The organism is Hwangdonia sp., assembly GCF_048381975.1.
In the GTDB taxonomy this organism is placed as follows: domain Bacteria; phylum Bacteroidota; class Bacteroidia; order Flavobacteriales; family Flavobacteriaceae; genus Hwangdonia; species Hwangdonia seohaensis.
The window spans coordinates 132774-154994 of record NZ_JBLWYT010000002.1; the positions used below are offsets into that span (position 1 = coordinate 132774).

23 protein-coding genes and 1 riboswitch are annotated in these 22221 nt (G+C 35.1%); of the genes, 9 read left to right on the forward strand and 14 right to left on the reverse strand.

Annotation, left to right across the window (positions count from 1 at the left end):
* Window positions 1–38 precede the first annotated feature (38 nt).
* The 3 genes from ACN5J7_RS04370 (at window position 39) to mtaB (ending at window position 3202) form a co-directional block, all read left to right on the forward strand.
* The gene (locus ACN5J7_RS04370; protein WP_418602957.1) at window positions 39–950 is read left to right on the forward strand and encodes a TolB family protein; all 912 of its coding nucleotides are present in this window, start codon (window positions 39–41) and stop codon (window positions 948–950) included.
* 53 nt (window positions 951–1003) lie between these two features.
* The gene (locus tag ACN5J7_RS04375) at window positions 1004–1732 is read left to right on the forward strand and encodes a lysoplasmalogenase family protein (protein WP_418602958.1); all 729 of its coding nucleotides are present in this window, start codon (window positions 1004–1006) and stop codon (window positions 1730–1732) included.
* 144 nt (window positions 1733–1876) lie between these two features.
* On the forward strand, window positions 1877–3202 hold the full coding sequence (gene mtaB, locus ACN5J7_RS04380; protein ID WP_418602960.1) for a tRNA (N(6)-L-threonylcarbamoyladenosine(37)-C(2))-methylthiotransferase MtaB: 1326 nt from the start codon (window positions 1877–1879) through the stop codon (window positions 3200–3202).
* A gap of 116 nt (window positions 3203–3318) precedes the next feature.
* On the opposite strand, the gene ACN5J7_RS04385 is transcribed toward mtaB, so the two are convergent.
* Window positions 3319–3615 carry an N-acetyltransferase gene (locus tag ACN5J7_RS04385; RefSeq protein ID WP_311941044.1) on the reverse strand — a complete coding sequence of 99 codons (297 nt, stop codon included), beginning with the start codon at window positions 3613–3615 and terminating at the stop codon, window positions 3319–3321.
* A 114-nt stretch (window positions 3616–3729) separates the two neighbouring features.
* On the opposite strand from ACN5J7_RS04385, the gene ACN5J7_RS04390 reads away from it, so the two are divergent.
* The 3 genes from ACN5J7_RS04390 to cls are packed head-to-tail and all read left to right on the forward strand — an operon-like array spanning window position 3730 to window position 6817.
* Window positions 3730–4395: an alpha/beta hydrolase gene (locus ACN5J7_RS04390; protein WP_418602962.1), complete on the forward strand. Its 666-nt coding sequence runs from the start codon at window positions 3730–3732 to the stop codon at window positions 4393–4395.
* Between the two features lie 34 nt (window positions 4396–4429).
* Window positions 4430–5359, forward strand: a complete 930-nt coding sequence (locus ACN5J7_RS04395) for a lytic transglycosylase domain-containing protein (protein WP_311941050.1) — start codon at window positions 4430–4432, stop codon at window positions 5357–5359.
* Window positions 5360–6817 (forward strand): cardiolipin synthase, encoded by a 1458-nt coding sequence (cls, locus tag ACN5J7_RS04400; protein ID WP_418602963.1) that lies wholly within the window; start codon window positions 5360–5362, stop codon window positions 6815–6817.
* On the opposite strand, the gene ACN5J7_RS04405 is transcribed toward cls, so the two are convergent.
* Complete coding sequence (locus tag ACN5J7_RS04405) at window positions 6814–7389, reverse strand: DUF2892 domain-containing protein (RefSeq protein ID WP_311941056.1); 576 nt, start codon at window positions 7387–7389, stop codon at window positions 6814–6816. The two genes, cls and ACN5J7_RS04405, sit on opposite strands and share 4 nt — an antisense overlap.
* 298 nt (window positions 7390–7687) lie before the next feature.
* On the opposite strand from ACN5J7_RS04405, the gene rpmH reads away from it, so the two are divergent.
* Both rpmH and carB read left to right on the forward strand, forming a co-directional pair.
* Window positions 7688–7849: a 50S ribosomal protein L34 gene (rpmH, locus tag ACN5J7_RS04410; RefSeq protein ID WP_311941059.1), complete on the forward strand. Its 162-nt coding sequence runs from the start codon at window positions 7688–7690 to the stop codon at window positions 7847–7849.
* A gap of 111 nt (window positions 7850–7960) precedes the next feature.
* Window positions 7961–10813: a carbamoyl-phosphate synthase large subunit gene (gene carB / locus ACN5J7_RS04415; protein ID WP_418602965.1), complete on the forward strand. Its 2853-nt coding sequence runs from the start codon at window positions 7961–7963 to the stop codon at window positions 10811–10813.
* A gap of 148 nt (window positions 10814–10961) precedes the next feature.
* Here carB and ACN5J7_RS04420 read toward each other — a convergent pair whose 3' ends face one another.
* Genes ACN5J7_RS04420 through ACN5J7_RS04445 form a run of 6 tightly spaced genes read right to left on the reverse strand, consistent with a single transcriptional unit; the run spans window position 10962 to window position 14470 of the window.
* A complete protein-coding gene (locus ACN5J7_RS04420) occupies window positions 10962–11507 on the reverse strand; it encodes a YceI family protein (RefSeq protein ID WP_418602966.1) in 546 nt (181 codons plus the stop codon).
* A gap of 35 nt (window positions 11508–11542) precedes the next feature.
* The gene (locus ACN5J7_RS04425; protein ID WP_418602968.1) at window positions 11543–11902 is read right to left on the reverse strand and encodes a hypothetical protein; all 360 of its coding nucleotides are present in this window, start codon (window positions 11900–11902) and stop codon (window positions 11543–11545) included.
* A gap of 9 nt (window positions 11903–11911) precedes the next feature.
* Complete coding sequence (locus ACN5J7_RS04430) at window positions 11912–12784, reverse strand: DUF5777 family beta-barrel protein (RefSeq protein ID WP_418602969.1); 873 nt, start codon at window positions 12782–12784, stop codon at window positions 11912–11914.
* Between the two features lie 6 nt (window positions 12785–12790).
* Complete coding sequence (locus ACN5J7_RS04435; protein ID WP_418602970.1) at window positions 12791–13363, reverse strand: T9SS type A sorting domain-containing protein; 573 nt, start codon at window positions 13361–13363, stop codon at window positions 12791–12793.
* A gap of 14 nt (window positions 13364–13377) precedes the next feature.
* A complete protein-coding gene (locus tag ACN5J7_RS04440) occupies window positions 13378–13776 on the reverse strand; it encodes an OB-fold protein (RefSeq protein ID WP_376717826.1) in 399 nt (132 codons plus the stop codon).
* A gap of 34 nt (window positions 13777–13810) precedes the next feature.
* Entirely contained in the window at window positions 13811–14470 is a 660-nt protein-coding gene (locus ACN5J7_RS04445; RefSeq protein ID WP_311941082.1) for an RNA polymerase sigma factor, read from the reverse strand.
* A gap of 107 nt (window positions 14471–14577) precedes the next feature.
* On the opposite strand from ACN5J7_RS04445, the gene ACN5J7_RS04450 reads away from it, so the two are divergent.
* Window positions 14578–14922: a hypothetical protein gene (locus ACN5J7_RS04450; RefSeq protein WP_311941085.1), complete on the forward strand. Its 345-nt coding sequence runs from the start codon at window positions 14578–14580 to the stop codon at window positions 14920–14922.
* Between the two features lie 63 nt (window positions 14923–14985).
* On the opposite strand, the gene ACN5J7_RS04455 is transcribed toward ACN5J7_RS04450, so the two are convergent.
* The 6 genes from ACN5J7_RS04455 to ACN5J7_RS04480 all read right to left on the reverse strand — a co-directional run bounded on the left by ACN5J7_RS04455 (window position 14986) and on the right by ACN5J7_RS04480 (window position 21874).
* Window positions 14986–15525, reverse strand: coding sequence for an acyl-CoA thioesterase (locus ACN5J7_RS04455; protein WP_311941088.1), 540 nt, complete (start codon window positions 15523–15525; stop codon window positions 14986–14988).
* Between the two features lie 11 nt (window positions 15526–15536).
* Window positions 15537–16859, reverse strand: a complete 1323-nt coding sequence (gene rmuC, locus ACN5J7_RS04460) for a DNA recombination protein RmuC (RefSeq protein WP_311941091.1) — start codon at window positions 16857–16859, stop codon at window positions 15537–15539.
* A 79-nt stretch (window positions 16860–16938) separates the two neighbouring features.
* The gene (locus tag ACN5J7_RS04465; RefSeq protein ID WP_418602972.1) at window positions 16939–18666 is read right to left on the reverse strand and encodes a hypothetical protein; all 1728 of its coding nucleotides are present in this window, start codon (window positions 18664–18666) and stop codon (window positions 16939–16941) included.
* Window positions 18667–18790: 124 nt separating this feature from the next.
* A complete protein-coding gene (locus ACN5J7_RS04470; protein WP_418602973.1) occupies window positions 18791–19585 on the reverse strand; it encodes an ABC transporter ATP-binding protein in 795 nt (264 codons plus the stop codon).
* Between the two features lie 114 nt (window positions 19586–19699).
* A complete protein-coding gene (locus ACN5J7_RS04475) occupies window positions 19700–20731 on the reverse strand; it encodes a FecCD family ABC transporter permease (RefSeq protein ID WP_418602974.1) in 1032 nt (343 codons plus the stop codon).
* Window positions 20732–21874, reverse strand: coding sequence for an ABC transporter substrate-binding protein (locus tag ACN5J7_RS04480; protein ID WP_418603233.1), 1143 nt, complete (start codon window positions 21872–21874; stop codon window positions 20732–20734). It lies immediately after the preceding gene.
* Between the two features lie 70 nt (window positions 21875–21944).
* A riboswitch (cobalamin riboswitch) is annotated at window positions 21945–22197 on the forward strand.
* Window positions 22198–22221: the final 24 nt, after the last annotated feature.

Genomic DNA, 22221 nt, shown 5'->3' on the forward strand with positions numbered 1-22221 from the left:
ATTCAAAATATTATATTTGTTTTTAAACCTTTTTTTTAATGAAGTTATTCTGCTACCTCGTCTTATTTGTTGGCTGCTTTGGGTTTTCTCAAACTGAAAGATATGAGATAACCAATTTAGAAATAAATAACGAGCACCCGCATTATGGATTGATGTACGCCAGTGCCAACACAATTATTTTCACAACCTATCTTTTAACGAAAAAAGGAAAAGTAAAAAAGGTTTCAAGAAACCCCGTACTCACCATTTTTCAAGGTGAATTATCTAAAAACGGACAAATAATTAATATTTACCCCATTGGTGTTGATGCTAAATACGGAATTTCGCGCATTACAAGTGCTGCCATATCACCTAACGGAAAGCAACTCTTTTTAACTACAAATTATAGTGATAAAGACAGGCCGTCAGGCAGTTTTAAAGACACCAATTTTCATATAAAAGTAGGCGAATATAATGAGGCTTTAGGTTGGACAAACTTTAAAGTGCTGCCCTTTTGCAACCCAAAATTTTCGTATGCGCATCCCAGTTTAAGTGCCGATGGCAAAACCCTTTATTTTATTGCCAATATTAGAGGAGGCAAGGAAACCACAAAAGGCGGATCGGATATTTTTAAGGTTGATGTTTTAGAAAACGGAAATTATACCGAACCTAAAAATTTGGGCAGTAAAGTAAACTCGTATAGCAAGGAAATGTTTCCGTTTTTAAGTGCCGATAATACCTTGTATTTTGCGTCAAACAGACCAAACGGTTATGGCGGATTCGATATTTACAAAAGCACAATGAATGCCGATGGTACGTTTTTAAAAGCCATAAAAATGCCAAAACCCATAAATAGCAATAAGGACGATTTTTCTTTTATAATTAACGCCCAAAACAAAACGGGTTACTTTTCATCTAAAAGAAATGAAGGAAATGGCGATGATGATATATATTATTTTATTATAAAATAGATTATAATCGGTATTTTTATTATTTTCGTCGATATTCATCATTGCCCCAAATAATGATAAAGCATATTTTTACAAATCATAAACGATTTGCATTACTCTATTTTTTAATACTTTTTATTGATATTAACGTAAAGCTTAATTATCCGCCATTACCATATCGATTTATATCCAAACCATTAATATTGCTTCTGTTACTTGGATACTTTTATTTTAATAAGGTTGGAGTCAATTACAAGAAAAATTTATGTGTGTTTGTGGCATTGGTGTTTTTCCTTTTTGGGGATTTGCTTAATATAATTCATAGCAATATTGTTCTTTTGGGCTTGAGTTTATTCTTTTTTTCTGTTGCAAAAATATTCTTGAGTATAAAATTTTCACATAAAAGGGATTTTAATGTTTCAAAGTTAGTTCCGTTTACAACCATTATGTTTGTGTACACCATGTTTTTAATATGGTTTCTTTATAAAGACCTCGGCGCATTTCTGGTACCTGCATTATTCAGCTTTTTTATAACCTTAGTGATGATGCAATTTGCGTATTTAAGGCAAGACGTGTTTAACTATAAAAGTTATCTTTATGTGTTTGTTGGTGTTGTACTGTATTCTATGGCAGAGGGTATGTTGGCCATCAGGATTTTTAAATTTTCATTGCCATTACAAGATTTTCTGATTATGGTTTTTTATGGAATTGCGGTTTATTTGATTGTTTTGGGGGTTATTAACGAAAAAGAAATCGAGCAAGAACAGGTAGAAAAATTTGATGATAAAATTAATGTTTTATAGTTGGCGCATAGCTCAATAAAGCCAGAACGTTTTCTTTAAACCCTTCCATTTTTCAATATAATATTTTAGTTGTAAATTTGCAGTCTTTTAATAGAAACAGGTTATATAACAAGGTTTTCCATTTGTGAAAATCAAAATAGATACATGAAAAAGAAAGTCGCGTTTTATACTTTAGGTTGTAAACTTAATTTTTCGGAAACTTCAACCATTGCCAGAAATTTTACCGATGAAGGTTTTAACCGTGTCGATTTTTCTGAAAAAGCCGATATATATGTTATCAATACCTGTTCGGTTACCGAAAATGCCGATAAGCGTTTTAAAACCATTGTAAAGCAAGCCCAAAAAGCAAACCCCGAGGCTTTTGTTGCTGCGGTGGGCTGTTATGCCCAACTTAAACCACAAGAATTGGCCGATGTTAACGGTGTGGATTTGGTGCTTGGTGCTACCGAAAAATTCAAGATTACCGATTACTTAAACGATTTGTCGAAAAACGATTTTGGCGAAGTGCATTCCTGCGAAATTGAAGATGCCGATTTTTATGTGGGTAGTTATTCAAAAGGCGACAGGACCCGTGCTTTTTTAAAAGTACAAGATGGTTGCGATTATAAATGTACCTATTGCACCATTCCGTTGGCTCGTGGTATTTCACGTAGCGATGCTTTGGAAAACGTGTTGAAAAATGCAAAAGACATTGCAAAGCAAAACATTAAAGAGATTGTTTTAACGGGCGTTAATATTGGCGACTACGGTAAAGGTGAATTTGGCAATAAAAAACACGAGCACACTTTTTTGGATTTGGTTACCGAGTTGGATAAAGTTGAAGGCATCGAGCGTTTGCGCATCTCATCAATTGAGCCTAACCTTCTAAAGAACGAAACCATCGATTTGGTTTCAAAATCCAGGGCTTTTGTGCCTCATTTTCATATTCCTTTGCAATCGGGAAGCAATGCGATTCTAAAAAAAATGAAACGTCGGTATATGCGCGAATTGTATATTGATCGGGTTTCGAAAATAAAGGAAGTAATGCCGCATGCCTGTATTGGTGTTGATGTTATTGTTGGATTTCCGGGTGAAACCGACAACCATTTTTTAGAAACCTATAATTTCTTGACCGAGTTGGATATTTCGTATTTACATGTATTTACGTATTCTGAACGCGATAATACCGAAGCTGCGGAAATGGAAGGCGTAGTGCCTATGAATGTAAGGAGTAAGCGCAGTAAAATGTTACGTGGTTTATCGGTAAAAAAGCGTCGTGCCTTTTATGAAAATCAGATAGGAAGCCGTAGAACCGTTTTGTTTGAAAGCGAAAATAAAGATGGTTATATTCATGGGTTTACAGAAAATTACATTAAAGTAAAAACGCCTTGGAACCCAGAATTGGTAAATACGCTGCACCAGATTGAACTCACCAAAATTGATGAGGATGGTTTGGTAAGGTTTGAATTTGAAAAAGAACTTATAGTTTGATAAACAAAAAAAATCCGAAGCCTAAACTTCGGATTTCATATTTTTCTAACTTCTAACTTCTAACTTCTAACTTCTAACTTCTAACTTCTAACTTCTAACTTCTAACTTCTAACTTTCTATATCCTCACGCCAACCGGAAGCATGCGTTTGTATTTTCTATTGCTTCTTACAAACTTAGCAATTTCAGGGCTTGTTGGAACTACGCTTAAATTGCGTTCTTGAATTTGATCAAAAACAAGGGTCAAAAATTCTTTTTTAAAATTTTCGTCTTTTATACCTTCAGGAATAATAAGTTTGGTTAAAAAAATCTTTCGTTCTTGTAAGGAATATTCAATTTTTGCCAAATGGTCATCAATTTTAATTTCATATTGACGTAAAAAATCATTGTCAATTAATTCTGCAGTATCAACCATAATGTATTAATTTAATTTCTTAGGAATTTCTAAAATAGCGAGCACTATTTCATAACTTTGTGCAAAAGTACGAAAAATTTCGTTACCATCAACAGTATTAAAGGTTAAAACCTTATGGGTCAAGAGATAATACCAGTGTATTTTATGCCGGGAATGGCTGCAAGTCCTAAAATTTTCGAGCATATCAAATTACCGGAAAACCAGTTTGAAATACATTATTTAGAGTGGATGATTCCTTTAAAAAACGAATTATTGAGCGCGTATGCATTGCGGCTTTCAAAGTGTATTAATCATGACAATGTTGTATTGCTAGGCGTGTCGTTTGGAGGCGTTTTGGTGCAAGAAATTGCAAAGCATATCAGTGTTAGAAAACTCATTATTGTATCGAGTGTAAAATCCATGCGCGAGTTGCCAAAACGCATGCTTATCACCAAAGCCACAAAAGCCTATAAGTTAATACCAACCCAGCTTGCCAGCAATATTGATGCCTGTGCTAAACTCGCTTTTGGCGGCAATATAAATAAACGCTTGGAGCTTTATAAAAAATATTTATCGGTAAATGACAGTACATATTTAAGTTGGGCCATAGAAAATATGGTGCGTTGGGACCAAAAAGATTCCGACCCCAAAATAATACATATTCATGGCGATAACGACCCGGTATTTCCATTAAAAAATATTAAGCAATGTATTATCATAAAAGGCGGTACACATATTATGATTATTAATAAATATAAGTGGTTTAATGAAAATTTACCTCGTATAATTTTAGAAACCTAATCCTTTTTTTTACCTTTAGAAAAACTTTTTAAAAATGAAGATAATACAGAAAGCACTTGCGTTTGTAGGATTATTAAGTTTATGCGGATTATTTATTTATGCCCTACAAGATGCTCCCACCGATGAAAATTTTGAAACCAAATTAATAAACGATTATAATGTTTATGCACTTCAAGTTCCAGACGATTTGAATTTTGCTGGCGAACCAATGCCCTTACAAAATCCAGATATTTTAGAGCGTATGGACAGAGAGTTGTTGGTTAACACCTATTGGCAATCTAACGGGTTGTTAATGTTTAAACGCTCCAAAAAATACTTCCCGATTATTGAGCCTATTTTGGCAAAACACGGTATTCCAGACGATTTTAAGTATTTGGCAGTTATTGAAAGCGGATTAACAAACGCTGTGTCGCCTGCTGGAGCGCGAGGTGTTTGGCAAATCATGAAAGCTACCGGAAGAGAAAACGGGTTAGAAATTAATGCAAATGTTGACGAGCGCTATAACCTGGAAAAGGCCACCGAAGTAGCTTGTAAATATTTAAAAAACTCTAAAGAGAGATTAGGGTCTTGGACACTAGCTGCTGCTGCCTATAACGGAGGAAACGCGGGCATGTCTCGACGTTTAAAAGCACAAAATGTCAATAATTACTACGATTTATTATTGGGCGAAGAAACAGGTCGTTACCTCTTTAGAATTGTTGCTTTAAAAGAAATTTTATCAAATCCGGATAAATACGGCTTTAATTTTAGAGAAAAGGATTTGTACAAAAACATACCAACTTACCAGGTAGAAGTGGATACGGCGGTTGCCGATTTTTCAAAATTTGCGCAAGATTTTGGTATCAATTACAAAATATTAAAACTGCATAACCCATGGTTGCGTGAGCCGCATCTTAACAACAGTTCCAGAAAACTGTATAAGATTGAAATTCCTAAAGCCGGCGTCTACCAGACCGGTCCTTAAATGCTCGATTTTATAAAAGAAAACATTTGGTATTTACTCATTATAGTCAATTATATATTAGCTATATCTGCAGTAATTACCATTTTTTTTAAACGTATAAATCCAACCAAAACACTATCTTACATTATCGTTTTGGTGTTCTTCCCGTTTTTGGGATTGTTGGTTTATTATCTTTTTGGGCAAGAATATCGGAAAAATAAAATTTTTAGCAGAAAGCATATTCTCAATAAAAGTGTTATAAAATCCATCAATAAGGAATTAGAGTTTAGCAAAGCGGAAATTAAAAAGGTAGACAACTATTTAGACGATAAAGTAAAACTGGTAAAGTTGCTTTATGAAAGCGATGATGAGCCTTTAACTTTAAAAAATAAGATTGCAATCCTCAAAAACGGCGATGCTAAATTCAAACATCTTTTAGACGATTTAAAAAATGCTGAACATCACATTCATTTAGAATATTATATTGTTAAAGATGATGATATTGGAACGCAGGTGTTAAATGTACTTTGCGAAAAAGCCGAAGCTGGCTTAAAGGTGAGATTGATTTACGATGATGTTGGTAGCAAAATATCAACCCAAATGAAGCGTAAACTATCCAGTTCTGGAGTAAAACACCATCCGTTTATGCCCGTTCTTTTTTCCAAATTCACCGGGAAAATGAATTACAGAAACCACCGGAAAATAGCTGTTATAGATGGTAAAATAGGTTATGTTGGCGGTATTAATATTTCGGACGAATATCTTAACGAAAACGATAGTGACCGTTTTTGGCGCGACACCCATTTGCGTATCGAAGGTGAAGCTGTAAAATCGTTGCAAATCCATTTTTTGTCCACTTGGGATTTTGTTTCGGATGAGAAATTGGCAGTTTATAAAACGTTTTTTCCAGAGGTTGAAATGGAAAATGGCAACGTAGCTTTACAAATTGCTGCCAGTGGACCGGATACCGATTGGGCAAATATTATGGAAGTTATTTTTACAGCCATAGTTACGGCCAACGACTATATTTATATTACAACGCCTTATTTTGTGCCCAATGAGCAAATAATAACCGCTTTACAAATAGCTGCCAAAAGCGGTATTGATGTTAAGTTAATCATTCCCAAAAAATCAGATTCCTGGATTGTTAAACACGCCTCAAACTCGTACTTGGACGCCTTATTAAAAGCCGGTATTAAAGTGTATAAATACAACAAAGGTTTTATTCATGCGAAAACCATGGTGGTTGACGATATATTTTCTACCGTTGGCACATCAAATATGGATTACCGTAGCTTTAATATAAACTTCGAAATAAACTCTTTAATTTATGATGAAGCACAAAGCAAAATCATTAAAAAGCACTTTTTAGAAGATATGGAAAATAGTGATGAGGTAAATTACAATACGTATTTAAATCGCTCTAAATTCGAAAAATTAAAAGAATCATATTGCAGACTGTGGTCTCCGCTCATTTAACCTCTACGTTTTTGGGCCCTTAAAGAGCCACCAGCACCATAATGTTGATTTGGTCCTGCAGCGCGCTTCATATTTTGTTTCATCATTTTAATCTGATCGGTAAGCATGCCTTGTTTATCTAGTTTTTGAGCTTCAGATAATAATTTTTGGGCTTCTTGTTTTCTGCGTTTAGAAAATGCAATACCAGATAAATTCAATTTGGCCATGGCTAAATCATGATCCATGGATAAGCCTAACGAAATCGCCTTTTTAAAATACTTTTCGGCTTCATTCATATTGCTTTGAGATACCATCAAACCGTGTAGATAATTGTAATACCCTTGTTGTTTTCTTACTAAAGCAGTCTCCGGATTTTTAATTTTGCTCAACCATTTTTTGGCACCGTCAAAATCCTGTTTACGCAATCTTAAAAAAGCCAATAAAATAAATTCATTTTTAAAATATAAGAACACAAAAATTAATGATAACAAAATAAACATAATTCCATTACCAATATAACCTTCGGTAAACTGGTAAACGGCATAAGCAATAATACCCGCTGCAATAATTAGTTTTATAATTTTATTGTACATGATGCGTAATTTATAATAGATTTAGAAGCTTTTTATTAAAAAAAATCTTTATTTGTTGTTTTGTAACTGCAAAGAAACTAAATTTTTATTAATAAAAGAACATAGGGCGGTAACAAAAACTAAGGGTTAGCCCAAATAAATAAAGGTGTGGCAAGCGTTTTAGCTTTAAAAAAATAAATTAAAAATATTTTAAAATAAGGTTTGTCAAAGTAATAAAGGCTTTGTATATTTGCCCTCGGTTTTTAGGGGAGCCTAATACATTATAAAAATTACAATTCAGATTTAAAGATATAAGATAATGAGTAAAAGAACATTTCAGCCATCTAAAAGAAAGAGAAAAAACAAGCATGGTTTTAGAGAAAGAATGGCTTCTGCTAACGGTAGAAAGGTATTAGCACGTAGAAGAGCTAAAGGAAGAAAAAAATTATCTGTGTCATCTGAAATTAGACATAAGAAATAATGATTAACAATTGTTGATAATAAAAAGGTGTTACTTAACGGTAACGCCTTTTTTTATATCTGCTAAACAGTATTTTTGTAACACTTTTAAATAAAACACAATACAAACAAAATGCCGAAAAACGAAACACTAAAATCTATTTTAATTATTGGTTCTGGTCCAATTATAATAGGACAAGCATGCGAATTTGATTACTCAGGATCTCAAGCACTACGATCGTTGAGGGAAGATGGGATTGAAACGGTATTGATTAATTCCAACCCAGCGACAATTATGACAGATCCTTCAATGGCCGACCATATTTATTTGTTGCCACTTACCACAAAGTCACTTATAAAAATACTTAAAGAGCATCCGCAAATCGATGCTGTTTTACCAACTATGGGCGGACAAACGGCGTTAAATTTATGTATTGAAGCCGATGAAAAAGGAATTTGGGAAGATTTTGATGTTGAAATTATTGGTGTAGATATTGATGCCATTAATATTACCGAAGATAGAGAACAGTTTAGAGAACTGATGCTAAAAATAGGCGTGCCCATGGCACCTCAAGCGACAGCAACATCGTATTTAAAAGGAAAAGAAATTGCACAAGAGTTTGGATTTCCGTTGGTAATTAGAGCGTCTTACACATTAGGTGGAGCGGGCGCATCTTTTGTGCACAAAGAAGAAGATTTTGATGAATTGTTAACTCGTGGTTTAGAAATTTCCCCAATCCACGAAGTGATGATTGATAAAGCACTAATTGGTTGGAAAGAGTACGAATTAGAGTTGCTTAGAGATGCCAATGACAACGTGGTTATTATATGTTCTATTGAAAATATGGACCCTATGGGCATTCATACCGGCGATTCCATTACGGTAGCGCCAGCCATGACGTTAAGCGATAGGACTTACCAGAAAATGCGTGATATGGCCATTCATATGATGCGAAGTATTGGCGATTTTGCTGGCGGTTGTAATGTGCAATTTGCCGTATCTCCGGATGAAAACGAAGATATTATTGCTATTGAAATCAATCCGCGTGTGTCGCGTTCTTCCGCTTTAGCGAGTAAAGCCACAGGATATCCCATTGCAAAAATTGCTGCTAAATTGGCTTTAGGTTACAACTTAGATGAATTGAACAATCAAATTACAAAATCAACTTCTGCGTTGTTCGAGCCAACTTTAGATTATGTTATCGTAAAAATACCGCGTTGGAATTTTGATAAATTTGAAGGCAGCGACAGAACCTTAGGGCTTCAAATGAAATCCGTTGGTGAGGTTATGGGGATTGGACGTTCGTTTCAAGAAGCACTCCATAAAGCCACACAGTCACTAGAGATTAAACGAAATGGTTTAGGTGCAGACGGAAAGGAAAATAAGAATTACGACCAAATCATCGAGAAACTAACCTATGCATCTTGGGATCGTGTTTTTATAATTTACGATGCCATTCGTATGGGCATTCCGTTAAGTAGAATCCACGAAATCACAAAAATTGATATGTGGTTTTTAAAACAATATGAAGAGCTACATTTCCTTAACAACGAAATTTCAACCTTTACCATTGATACGATTCAAAAGGATTTATTGCTTGAAGCGAAACAAAAAGGCTATGGCGACCGCCAAATAGCACACATGTTGAATTGTTTAGAAAGTCAGGTTTATAATAAAAGGGAAGAACTGGGTATCAATCGCGTTTACAAATTGGTCGACACCTGTGCCGCAGAGTTTGAAGCCAAAACACCTTATTACTATTCTACTTTTGAAAGCGATATGGAAACCGCCGATGGAAACCGTTTTGCGCACAATGAAAGTATTGTAACCGATAAGAAAAAAATCATTGTTTTAGGCTCTGGTCCCAATAGAATAGGGCAAGGGATTGAGTTCGATTATTGCTGTGTTCACGGGGTTTTAGCTGCTGCCGAATGTGGTTACGAAACCATTATGATTAACTGTAACCCAGAAACCGTTTCAACCGATTTTGATACGGCGGATAAGCTGTATTTCGAACCTGTTTTTTGGGAACATATTTACGACATTATCAAGCATGAAAAACCAGAAGGTGTTATTGTGCAATTAGGTGGGCAAACGGCTTTAAAGCTTGCAGAAAAACTCACCAAATACGGTATTAAAATTATAGGAACCAGCTTTGAATCGTTGGATTTAGCTGAAGATAGGGGTAATTTTTCAAAGTTGTTAAAAGCAAATGATATTCCTTATCCACAATTTGATATTGCAACCACGGCCGATGAAGCTGCGGCCATTGCCGATGTTTTGGATTTCCCGATTTTAGTGCGTCCGTCTTATGTTTTGGGAGGGCAAGGCATGAAAATTGTGATTAATAAAGAAGAATTAGAAAAACATGTGGTTGATTTGTTACGACGCATGCCTGGGAACCAATTGCTTTTAGATCATTATTTGGATGGTGCCATTGAAGCCGAAGCGGATGCGATTTGCGATGGCGAGGATGTTTACATTATTGGGATTATGGAACATATCGAACCTTGTGGAATCCACTCGGGTGATAGTAATTCAACTTTACCGCCATTTAACATTGGTGAATTTGTGATGCAACAAATAAAAGACCACACTAAAAAGATTGCTTTGGCATTAAATACGGTTGGCCTGATAAACATTCAGTTTGCCATTAAAGACGATATCGTCTATATTATTGAAGCCAACCCAAGAGCTTCTCGTACCGTACCGTTTATTGCAAAGGCCTACGGCGAACCTTATGTAAATTATGCAACTAAAGTAATGTTAGGGGAGAAGAAGATTAAGGATTTTGTTTTTAATCCAAAATTAGAAGGTTTTGCCATTAAGCAGCCGGTGTTCTCTTTTAATAAGTTCCCTAACGTGAACAAAAAACTTGGTCCGGAAATGAAGAGTACAGGCGAAAGCATCTTGTTTATCGATAGTTTAAAAGACGACCAGTTTTACGATTTGTATTCGAGACGAAAAATGTATTTGAGTAAATAATAATTTGAATAAAAGAGGTTGTCTAAAAAGCCAATTTCTACCCTAAATGTCACATTGAGCGCAGTCGAAATGTTTTGGTTTTCAGAATATTAAAACTTCGACTGCGCTCAGTTTGACAGAGGGTAATCACTTTTCAGACAGCCTCTTTTTATTTCTTTTTCATATTAAATTCAAATGAAACCTCAATGGTTTCAGAAATTTTATTACTGACTATTTTAGGGATTTCAATATCAAAATCAGATGCTTTTGCTTTAAAGTTTCCCGATAAAATAATCATATCATTATCTTTTGAAATGGAGATGTTTAAAGCATCAAATGCTTTTGTTTTTCCGTGAAAATTCAGTTCGCCTTTTATGGTATAAAATGCTGTTTCAGTTTTCAAATCAACTATATTAAAATACTTTATTTTCCCTTTAAAGGTAGCTTTTGGAAACTTATCCGATTCGGCATAGTTTTCATTAAAATGTTCTTCCATTAAAGCATTTTTAAAACGAAATCCTTTCACTAAGGCTAATGCTGCAAACTCGCCATTTTCAATGTTTATTATGGCTGTAACCAAGTTGTGGGATGCTTTAACTTCTTCAAAAGATGGCACTGAGGCTTCAAAATTCACCACTCCCGTTTTAGTTATGTATTTGGTCTGCGCAGACAAGCTAAAACAGATTAAAAACAATACGTAAATGGCATTTTTCATAACTATAAAATTACATTGTTATTAATGAGAAATCACTACTCCAGTAAGCCATCGGCTTGCCATTGTATGATTTCGTCAATTAGGTTTTGTGGCAACCTTGGCCCGCCCAATGGCATCGCTCCAGCTTCTCCTACTTGTTTTGAAATCCGACCAACTAAACCATTTATTTGAACGGCGTTTTTAACTTCGTTGTACGTGGTTAAGGAAATTGGCGCACCGTTTACTGGCGGATTGCTATGGCAAAAAATACAGTTGTTGTTAATGGTAGATTTTATATTGTTATAAGTAACCAAAGTAGGCAATGGCTGTGTATCAGTCAAGTCGTCGGTACTTGTGTGTGAGCACCCCAAGAGGATGAACGCCGTAAAAACTAATGTTATAAATACTTTTTTCATAACTGTGGGTTAAAATACTCTGCTTAGGTTAAATCCGAAATAGATATTGCCATCGCTCCAATCTCCAGTGCCTTGGCCTAAAAAACTATTGGTATTCATGCCTTGCGCATTGGTAAAATGCATTTGAAATACATGTCCGCCAGTTTCCAAATCCAAACCTATGGATAAAGGGTTTTTAAACGGCGAATTACTATCGCGGTTTAAGTGCCAGCCATAATCCATGTTTAAAGACCAGCGTTTACCCAGTTTGTACCTGCCACCAAAACCCAGAGCGAATTGTGAGTTGTCCTGATCACTTAATTTTACTTGGTTTTCATCATAAAACGAAGATGTTAGGTTATCGTGAAAAAAGGTTGGAGCCAATTCAACCGAAAAGTTGGTATTTAACTTTCTTGATATTAACACTTGAACCGTGTGGCCTAATCGGTGTTTAAACTTTAAAAGAGGCAAATTGCTTTTATCTAAACCCGTGTTGATTAAAAACGAATTATAGCCAACAACGGTAAATGGAAAACCGCTTTCAGTTTGCCTCAGCAATCTGTACTTTGCTGAAAACTCATAAATTTTCTGAAAAGAACTTCTGGAGGCTCCAATATTAAAACCATCTGAAATTCCGTAAACAAAATTTAAACGTGTTACCGCATCATCAAGACCAAAAAAGCTATCAAAACCATTTTCAATACTGCCAAACCGGTGCGCCACAATAAAGGTTAACTGTTTTTTTGCAACCAATTTGGTCGATTCAAAATTTACAATTTTCAATCCTTTAAATACTGCTGTTGCATATTGTATTCCCGTTGAATCGGTATTGATTTCATCCAATAAATCATCTTGGGAAAAACAAAATACAGGAAAGCAAAAAATTAAAAATACGAGTTTCATAAACTGTTATTGCTTTATAAAGCGTTTCGTGTGATTGATGCCTTCTGACGAGATTTTAACAAAGTACAATCCGTTGGTCAAACCTGAAATATCAACAGTGGTTTTTGTAATGGTATTTGAATAAAGTTGTTTGCCCAATAAATCGAAAACGCTAATACTTCCCGTATTTAATCCTTTAGGAAGTTTAAACGAAATTACCGTATTTGCTGGGTTTGGAATGATTGCAAATCCTTTTAAACGAAAATCATCTACACTAAGCGCAGCTTCTACGGTTATGGTGCCCTTCATGGTTGACGGATGGAAATTACATTGGTACGGATTTGAACCAGCTGCATTAAAGGTTTTAGAATATGTCGAATTGACTCCCGTTTTTGAACCACTATCAAAAGGCTCTGTACTTCCCGGTAAGCTAGATACGGTGTGAGGGGCACTGTCCGTCCACGTCCAAATAACAGTATCGCCTTCATCAATAGTTAAATCTAGGGTTCCAATACCAATTTCCCAATTAAGATTATGGGTGGTTTGAGCATGTGCACTTAACATTCCTAAAAACATTAAGGCGAGTAGTTTTGTTTTCATAATTGTAGTTTTAGTTAATTAATAATTGTGCATTGGTCTAACTTAACTTGCTCTAACAAATCATCGTAGCCAATGCAACGTCCTTTTACTTTAAGAGTTGTATTAATTTTTATCGATTGGTTTAACATGTCATTGAATTGACAAAAAACCAAGTCGTTTAAGGTTATGTTATTTTGGTTAACTTCGGTAACTATACCTAAGATTTCAATGGTTTTATTAAGGAATTTTTTTTCAGATTTAAGGGCGTCTTGCTTAAATTCATCACTAATGGATTGCGGTGTTGTAGTGTATTCGGCTTTTTCCGTTTCAATATCTCTATGGTCTTGATAGATGTATTGATAGCCCATAAACGCGCACAGGATTAATAGCACTATCAAAAAAAACCAATTGCGTTTATTTTTGCTACCAACCATTTTCGTGGAGTGTTAATGTTAGTTTTAGTCGTGGTTAAATATTTTTAATTACATGTTTCACTAAATTATCGCATTTTTCAAATCCGAATTCAAACACATTGGGTTTTTGCGATAACTCGTAAAGATTGTCTTTCAGCATTTGTTTGGCCCGATGGGTTCTAACTTTTACGTTGTTTATTGAAATGCCAAGGCAGTCACTAATGTCTTTAATTTTCATGTTTTCAACTTCACTTAGTATATAAACCACTTTATACTTTTCTGGAAGCTGGTCAATTACTTTTTCTAAAATCCATTTGGCTTCCCTTTGAATAATATTATGCTCCGGATTCATGTTTTTTGATGCTTCTGTAAATGATTTAATACGGTTGGTGTTTGGATGGATAACAAGGTTACGCTGTTTAGATTTTAATTCGTGCAACGCTTCATTAATGCCAATTCTGATCAACCAAGTTGAAAACTCCGATTTTTTACTAAATTGATATAGTTTCTCGTAAGCCTTTATATACGTGTTTTGCATAATGTCTTTTATAACATCTTCATCCTTAATATAGCTCCGTACAACGCGATATAGTTTTTGGTTGTTTCTCCGCATTAAAATTTCGTACAGGCCTTTTTCTCCACTCAGTATTTGCGTAATAACATCAAAATCATGAATGGTATGATTGTTATAATCACTTATTTTAATGGCTTTCATGTGTTTGTTTTTCCTTTAGATGGGTTAATCTGCAAATAGTTACAAAGTTTTGTAACTTTTTTAAAGTTTGGGTATCAAAAGCATAGAATAACTAAAATAATGATATTATGAATGAACAAACATTACTGAAGTATACCTTTGGTTTAGTGCCCATTGTGGCCGGATTAGATAAATTTACAAATATTTTGACAGATTGGAGCCAGTATTTAAGTTCAGGGTTTCAAGAATTGTTGCCTTTTGATGCCTCAACTTTTATGATTATTGTTGGAATTATTGAAATTGCAGCAGGAATTATTGTATTGGTTAAAACCAAAATAGGAGCCATAATAGTCGCCCTATGGCTGGCTTTAATTGCCCTTACTTTAATATTTAGCGGCCAATATTTAGATGTGGCCGTACGCGACTTGGTAATGGCAATTGCTGCTTATGTATTGTATAAACTCAGTAACTAATTAATAGTGTTGTTAGTTTTAATCGCATAGCAAATTGGTAAGATTGTTATGCGGTTTTTTAATTTAACTAAACTCTAATTTAACGTTATGTGTTTTAAGCAAGTCTAAATGCTCTTCAATTTTAAACCCAGAAGCTTTAAAATATTCAGATCTTTTTTTTGCATGTTCCTGCCTGGTAATACTTCTTGAAAACCTGCGGATGGCGGTTTTGGAGTTTAGAATAATTCCGGGCACGGGTACATTGTTCCCATCGTCATCCTTAGCCACCATGGTAAAATATGATGAGTTGCAATGTTTTGTTTCGCCTGAATGAATGTTTTCAGATTCTACCCGAACACCAATAACCATTGAGGTTCGCCCGGTGTAATTTACAGAGGCTTTAAGGGTTACCAATTCGCCAACTTCAATAGGGTTTAAAAAATCGACCTTGTTAACAGATGCCGTTACGCAATAATGTCGGGAATGTCTTGAAGCACAAGCAAAAGCAATTTGATCCATTAAATTCAAAATATAGCCCCCATGGATTTTACCGCTAAAATTAGAGTGCGATGGCAACATGAGTTCGGAAATTGTAATTTGGGAATCTTTAATGTGTTTAAACATAGCTTTAAATTTTATAAGTCGTCTTCTTCTGCGCGTTTTATTATAGCTTCAGGTAATGCTTTTTTAGCTTTTGCTCCCATTTTTTTAAGTTTTTCAACACTGGTAATTAAATTGCCTCGGCCATCGACTAGTTTATTCATGGCTGCCGAATAATCACTTTTAGCGGCATCAATTTTTTTGCCCACACCTGTTAAATCACTAACCAAACCTTCAAATTTATCGTATAATGCCCCAGCTTGACGCGCAATTTCAATAGCATTTCGCTGTTGTTTTTCGTTGTTCCACATGCTATCAATGGTACGTAAAGTTGCCAATAAAGTGGATGGCGTTACAATAACAATGTTCTTTTCGAAAGCTTTGTTATAAATAGAATTGTCTTCATTTACAACAACCGCAAAAGCAGGTTCAATGGGGATGAACATCAATACAAAATCGGGTGATTCAATATCGTATAAATCCTGATAATTTTTTTCGGAAAGTTGATCCACATGTTTTTTTATGGAGTTAACATGTGCTTTTAAAAAGGATGGTTTGTCATCATCTTCAGCATTTACCAAACGCTCATAATCGGTTAATGATACTTTACTGTCAATAACCATTTTTTTACCATCGGGAAGGTGTAAAACCACATCGGGCAATACGCGAGAGCCGTCTGCCAAAGTAAAGCTTTGTTGCACAAAATACTCTCTGTCTTTTTCCAGTCCGGATTTTTCCAAAACGCGTTCTAAAACCAATTCGCCCCAATTTCCCTGCATTTTACTATCGCCTTTTAAAGCTCTGGTTAAATTGGTGGCTTCCTTGGTCATTTGTTGGTTGAGGTCTTTTAATCCCAGCAATTGCTCTTTTAAAGCAGAGTGCATGCTGATGCTTTCTTTTTGGGTTAAATCTACTTTTTCTTCAAAGACTTTAATTTTTTCTTGAAGCGGATTTAAAATGTTTTTGATGTTCTCCTTATTCTGAAGTGTGAATTTTTCAGATTTTTCATCGAGTATTTTTGTAGCTAATAATTCGAAATCTTTTCGTAATTGTTCTTGACGTTCTTCAATTTCCGCATCACGTTTTAAGCTCAATTGTTGCAGATTTTCGTATTCGGTATTTCTTCTGGTCAATTCAGCATTTAAAAAGTCTTTTTCCTTCCGAATAGTTTCACGTTCGTTTTCAATTTTGCTTAAATTTTGCTTTAATTCATCAATAGTTTGATGCGCTTGGTTTTGGCGTTCCTCCAAAGTGCTTTGTTCGCTTTTGCTTTTAAGTTTGGTAAATAGCATGCCCAAATAGGCACCAATGCCACCGGAAATAAGAATAGCTATGATAAGAATTAGGTTGTCGTTCATTTAAAATAGAAGTTTACCCAAAGATAAATTTTTACCTTGAGGATAAAAAGAATAAATAAGAGATAAATTTAATCTTATATTAAAGAACAGAGGTATTTATTTCTATATCCGCATCTTGCCATGCCAGGTTAAATTCTTGCATTACGCTGGCAGCTTCATTTAATTTTCCTTGAGCCCTTAAACTTTCATATAAGCCCATTAGCGACCAACCATTTTGCCTTAAATCTTCTAAATCTTTGTGGTAAACGTGTTCGGCTTCACTGTATTTTCCGGCTTTTAATAATGCGGCTCCCAAATTTTGTCTCGGTGGAATGTACCATGCGGATGGCTCGTTGTAAACCAGATTGTCTTCCATTTTTACGGCGTTTTCAAAATGACCAATAGCTAAGTTGTAATTTTTTTCCAATAAAGCTATTTCGCCGGCAACCACTTGGTAAGCTAATTTTGCAATCGTAGTACCGTTGTCAAAACCGGTCGCTACAAGGGTTTCCATTTCGGGGTCATCAACCAATGTTTGTATAGCCTCAAGTTCTTCTTTGGCTTCCTTGATATTGTTCTTTCTAACAAAAGCTACGCCTCTAGCATAATGCCATATAAGTTTAAGGTGCTTGATGCCATCATTAGGTTTTGGATAGGTTAAAATATCATTCCATTTACCAAATCTTGTGTATGCCAAAAGTGGGGTTGCTGCAAAGTTTTGTAAAAAATGTAGTTCTTTCATTTCGCCCACAGGAACTTTTTCAGCCGTTTTTTTTGCAGCATCAATGGCGAGGTCGCTATTGCCTAAAAGGCTTGAAGCAGACCATAAAAAATGAATGTTATGCGGATAATACCCAAGCGGATACATACCTTGTGAAAGGCATTGCGAAATATAATCCTCATCTGCCAAAATAGCTTGCTGATTGGCTAAAACAGCATCTTTGTAACGCCCAACCCGAATAAAAATATGCGATGGCATGTGAACAATGTGTCCAGCGGCTGGCATTAAACCTCCTAGTTTTTCTGCACTTGGAACAGCCAAATCCGGCTTAGGCAGTTCTACCATGTGAATATAATAATGGTGCGCTCCGGGGTTATCGGGACTCATAAGCATAGCTTTTTCCAAGGCTGCTTTTGCTTCGGGAATATTGGGCGATGGATTACCGTTGTTATCCCAATAATTCCAAGGAACCGTATTCATAACCGAAGCCGCATACAGGGTTAAAATATCTGGGTCTTTCGGATATTCTTTTGCCACTTCAGCCATAGATTCCATGTATTTATGGTTTAATTCCGTTACATCTTTGTCTAAATCTACCGAATATCTATGGGTTAATGCTTCTATTAAAGCTTGCTCTTTTTGCGAGGCATTGGGTGCTAATTTTACCGCTCTGGATATGGCCTCATTGTATTTGTTTTTCCGGTTTTCGTCGGGAAACGGATCGTTAATGTTTGGACCCAAAGTATAGGCTTGCCCCCAAAAAGCTATGGCCAAATTAGGGTCTAGTCGTGCCGCTTCCATAAAAGAACGATGTGCTTCGGCATGGTTAAAGGCATAGGTTAATCGTAATCCTTGATTAAAAAACCGTTGCGCCAAATCGTTTTTGGTGCTTACTTTATAGCTGTGATTTCCAAGGTTTTCAAATAAGGGTGATATTTGTTTTGTTGAATCGACATCGGTAAGGATGAATTTTGCAGGCATGCATTTAATAGCGTTCGCGCCTATTTTTTTTGAATAATCAAATTCATTTTCTTTGTTAAATTGAAAAAACAAGAAACCTATAAATAATGTAATTGTTAAAAGAATTAAACCTGCTTTGAATTTCATGACTTCTAAATTAATGGTTAATAATGCATTAAATGCTATAAGGTTGAAACTAAAAGTAGCTTAAGGACTTGAGAATGAATGTGCTAAAGTTAATGAATAAAAACAGTAAAACAGAAGCTAATTTTTATTTTTTCACCCTAAAACTTCCCGTGTTTGCATCAAAATTTATTAAATCCTTAGGGAATAAAGTATCGAAAGTGCCTTTTAAAATGAGGTTGCAAGGTTTGTCGGAGACCACTTCTCCTTTAGTCATTACAATAAGTTTGTCGCATAACTGAATGGCCAAATCGATTTCGTGTGAAGAAAATAAAATGGTTTTGCCTGTTTCTTTGGCCAATTTTTGAAGCAGTTTTAATATGTATGCTTTATGATACATATCCAGATGTGTTGTGGGTTCGTCTAAAATAATCAAATCGGTGTCTTGTGCCAAAGCACGTGCAATCATTACTTTTTGTAACTGGCCGTCGCTTAACTCAAAACATTTTTTATGTTTTAAATTTTCAATGTTGGTTTGCGTTATCGCTTTATTAATAATTATTGTGTCGTTTTCAGATAAATTACCAATCCAACTTGTGTAAGGTTGTCTGCCCAATGCGATCACCTCAAAAACAGTGAGGTTTTTCGAGGCTATTTGTTCGGTTAAAACCAAACTCATTACTTTCGCCAAATCGACCGCTTGATAAGCTGAAATATGTTTTTCATTAATGAGAATATCACCTTTTAAATGTTTTTGAACATTCGTAATGGTTCTGATTAAAGTCGATTTTCCAATACCATTGGCACCAATCAAACCAACCAATTCGCCTTTGTTCAACTCGATATTTATATTTGAAGAAACAATGGTTTTTTCTTTTTTAGAAGCGTAGCCTATCGATAAATCTTCGGTTTTTAAGATAATATGTGATTCGTTTACACTCATAAATTTCAATATACAACTTTCAAATTCCAACTACTAAATTCCAAAAAATCGCTCTCATTTTTGTAGCATAGGTTTTGGAATTTTGTTTTTGCTATTTTGGAATTTATATTCATATTAAAACACCATTTTCCGTTTTCTAACCAATAACCAAATCACAACCGGTGCGCCAATTAAAGAGGTTATGGCATTAATGGGCAAGGTATAATCGCTGTTTGGTAATTGCGCAATACTATCGCAAATTAGCATGATAATAGCACCGAACAAAAATACAGCGGGTAATAATATTTTATGGTTTGAGGTGTTAAATACTTGCCGTGTTATGTGCGGAATAGCCAATCCGATAAATGCAATGGGACCCGCAAAAGCAGTTATGGTTCCTGCCAATAAACTGGTGGCGGCAATAATGATTAACCGACTTCTTTTAATATTCAACCCTAAACTTACAGCGTAATTTTCGCCTAAAAGCAAGGTGTTTAACGATTTGATGGAAATGATGCTTAACAAAATACCCAAACAAAATATAACTGAAAAAATAAACAATTCATGCCACGATAAATTACCTAGACTTCCAAAGCCCCAAAAAATGTATTGCTGCAATTGTTCGGCAGACCCAAAATAGGAAAGCACACTTACAATGGCAGCCGTGATACTGGCAAACATGAGCCCGATAATAAGAATTGCCATGGTATCGCGCACTTTAATGGAAACCACTAAAACGGCTAAAAGCACCAGAAAACTACCCAAACTTGCTGCGATTACAACGCTCCATTTCGATATAAAAAACGATGCAAAAACACCGCCAAACAAACCTGAACCTAAAATGATCAAAGCGACACCCAAACTGGCACCCGAGCTTATGCCCAATACAAATGGGCCGGCTAACGGATTTCTAAATAGCGTTTGCATCAATAGCCCCGAAATACCCAAACCCGAACCCACTAAAATGGCCGTTAAGGCCTTTGGTAATCTGTAATTGGTAATAATATGTTGCCAAGTATCCTGTTCCGTTGCGGTTCCGATAAGGCTATTAAAAACAGCTTTTAATGGAATATAAACCGAGCCCAAACTTATGTTGGTTATAAAGGAAACCAAAAGTATGAGCGCTAATGTTATAAACGGAAGCTTGTATGTTTTTGAAATCGACAATTATTTTAATGGTTTAAAAAAGAATGGTTTGTAGTCTTTTAATAGTTCTGGGTGACAAATTTTAATAATGTCCTTTAGTACCAAATCGGGTCTGGCAAAACCCAATTCGTAGTACAAAACACCACCCGTTTTGCCAGTCGTATTTGCAATAGTAAATACTTTTTTGTTTTTAAAGGCACTAAACATGGCATTGTGCGAACTTGAGTTTTCAAGTGCTTTTAAACTTGTGTAATTTGATGGGTTTATCCAAATATCGGCATCTTTGGCGGTTGTAAAAACAGATTCAAAATTAAGTTTTAAACTCCCGGAACCTTTAGTGTCGCTCCAAAGATAGTTTAGGTTGGCGTCTTTAAAAAGTTGTGCTTCGGTACTCGTTCCGTTTGGTAAATACCAAATATCGCTATGCATGGCACCGCTTAAAACAGTGGGTTTGTTTTTAACGGTTTGCGCTAGTTTTTTAGCTTCCAAATAATTTTTTTCAATGGTATTAAAAATAGAATCGGCTTCTTTTTCTTTATTGTAAAGCTCTCCAAAAAATTTAATCCATTCGGCTTTTGCCAATGGTGAATTCTCAACCCAATCACCATTATAAATAACAGGGATCCCCGATTTTTTTATGGTTTCAAAGGTTTTGTTATTGCCGTCAATACCAAAGCCAATAACAACATTGGGGTTTAAGGTCAATAAAACCTCGGTGTTTATGCTTTCGTTTTTACCAAGTTCCCTGATTTTGCCTTGGCCGATTTGGGTTCTTATTTTTTCAGATGAAATAAAATCCGTTCCGGGAAATCCAACTAAGGTTTTTTCGGCATTCAATAATTCTAAAGCAGGTATATGTGTGGTTGAGGTAACTACTATTTTTTTTATGGGGTTTATTATAATGCCATCAAACGCATCTTTCATAAACGTTGTTTTTGCTGCATTTTCCTTATTGATTAACACGTAACGATAGCTTTTTTCGGCGTTTGGCCATGGGTTTTCAATATTTAAGACTTTATAGGTTGAATAGTCTGTTACCGAAAATCCTTTGGCATATTTTAATTCAAGTTGAATTCCATCAACAGGTTTAACGACATGTTTGGCTGTTTCATTTTTACAAGAAAAAACGAAAACTATAAATAATAAAAAGATGGCTTTTTTCAAGGTTTTAGCTTTATTGATTTCAAAAGTAATATTATTTAAAGTTTTAATATAAACAATCAAGAGAATGTTTATTTTTGCAGCGAAATTTGGTTTCATTCAGTTTTAACTGAAAAGAATTAAAAGGGAATCTGGTGCGATATTTTTATCAATTCCAGAACTGTTCCCGCAACTGTAAGTTTATGCACTCCCGATATATCGGGATTACCGAGCTCCTTTTAAAAAGGGTGTTATTTCTTCTTTTAAACCACTGTTCTTCATAAAGAATGGGAAGGTTAAATAACATAAAACAAGTCAGGAGACCTGCCATTTTCAAAAAATTAATAAGTCAAACTTTCGGGATAAAAGTT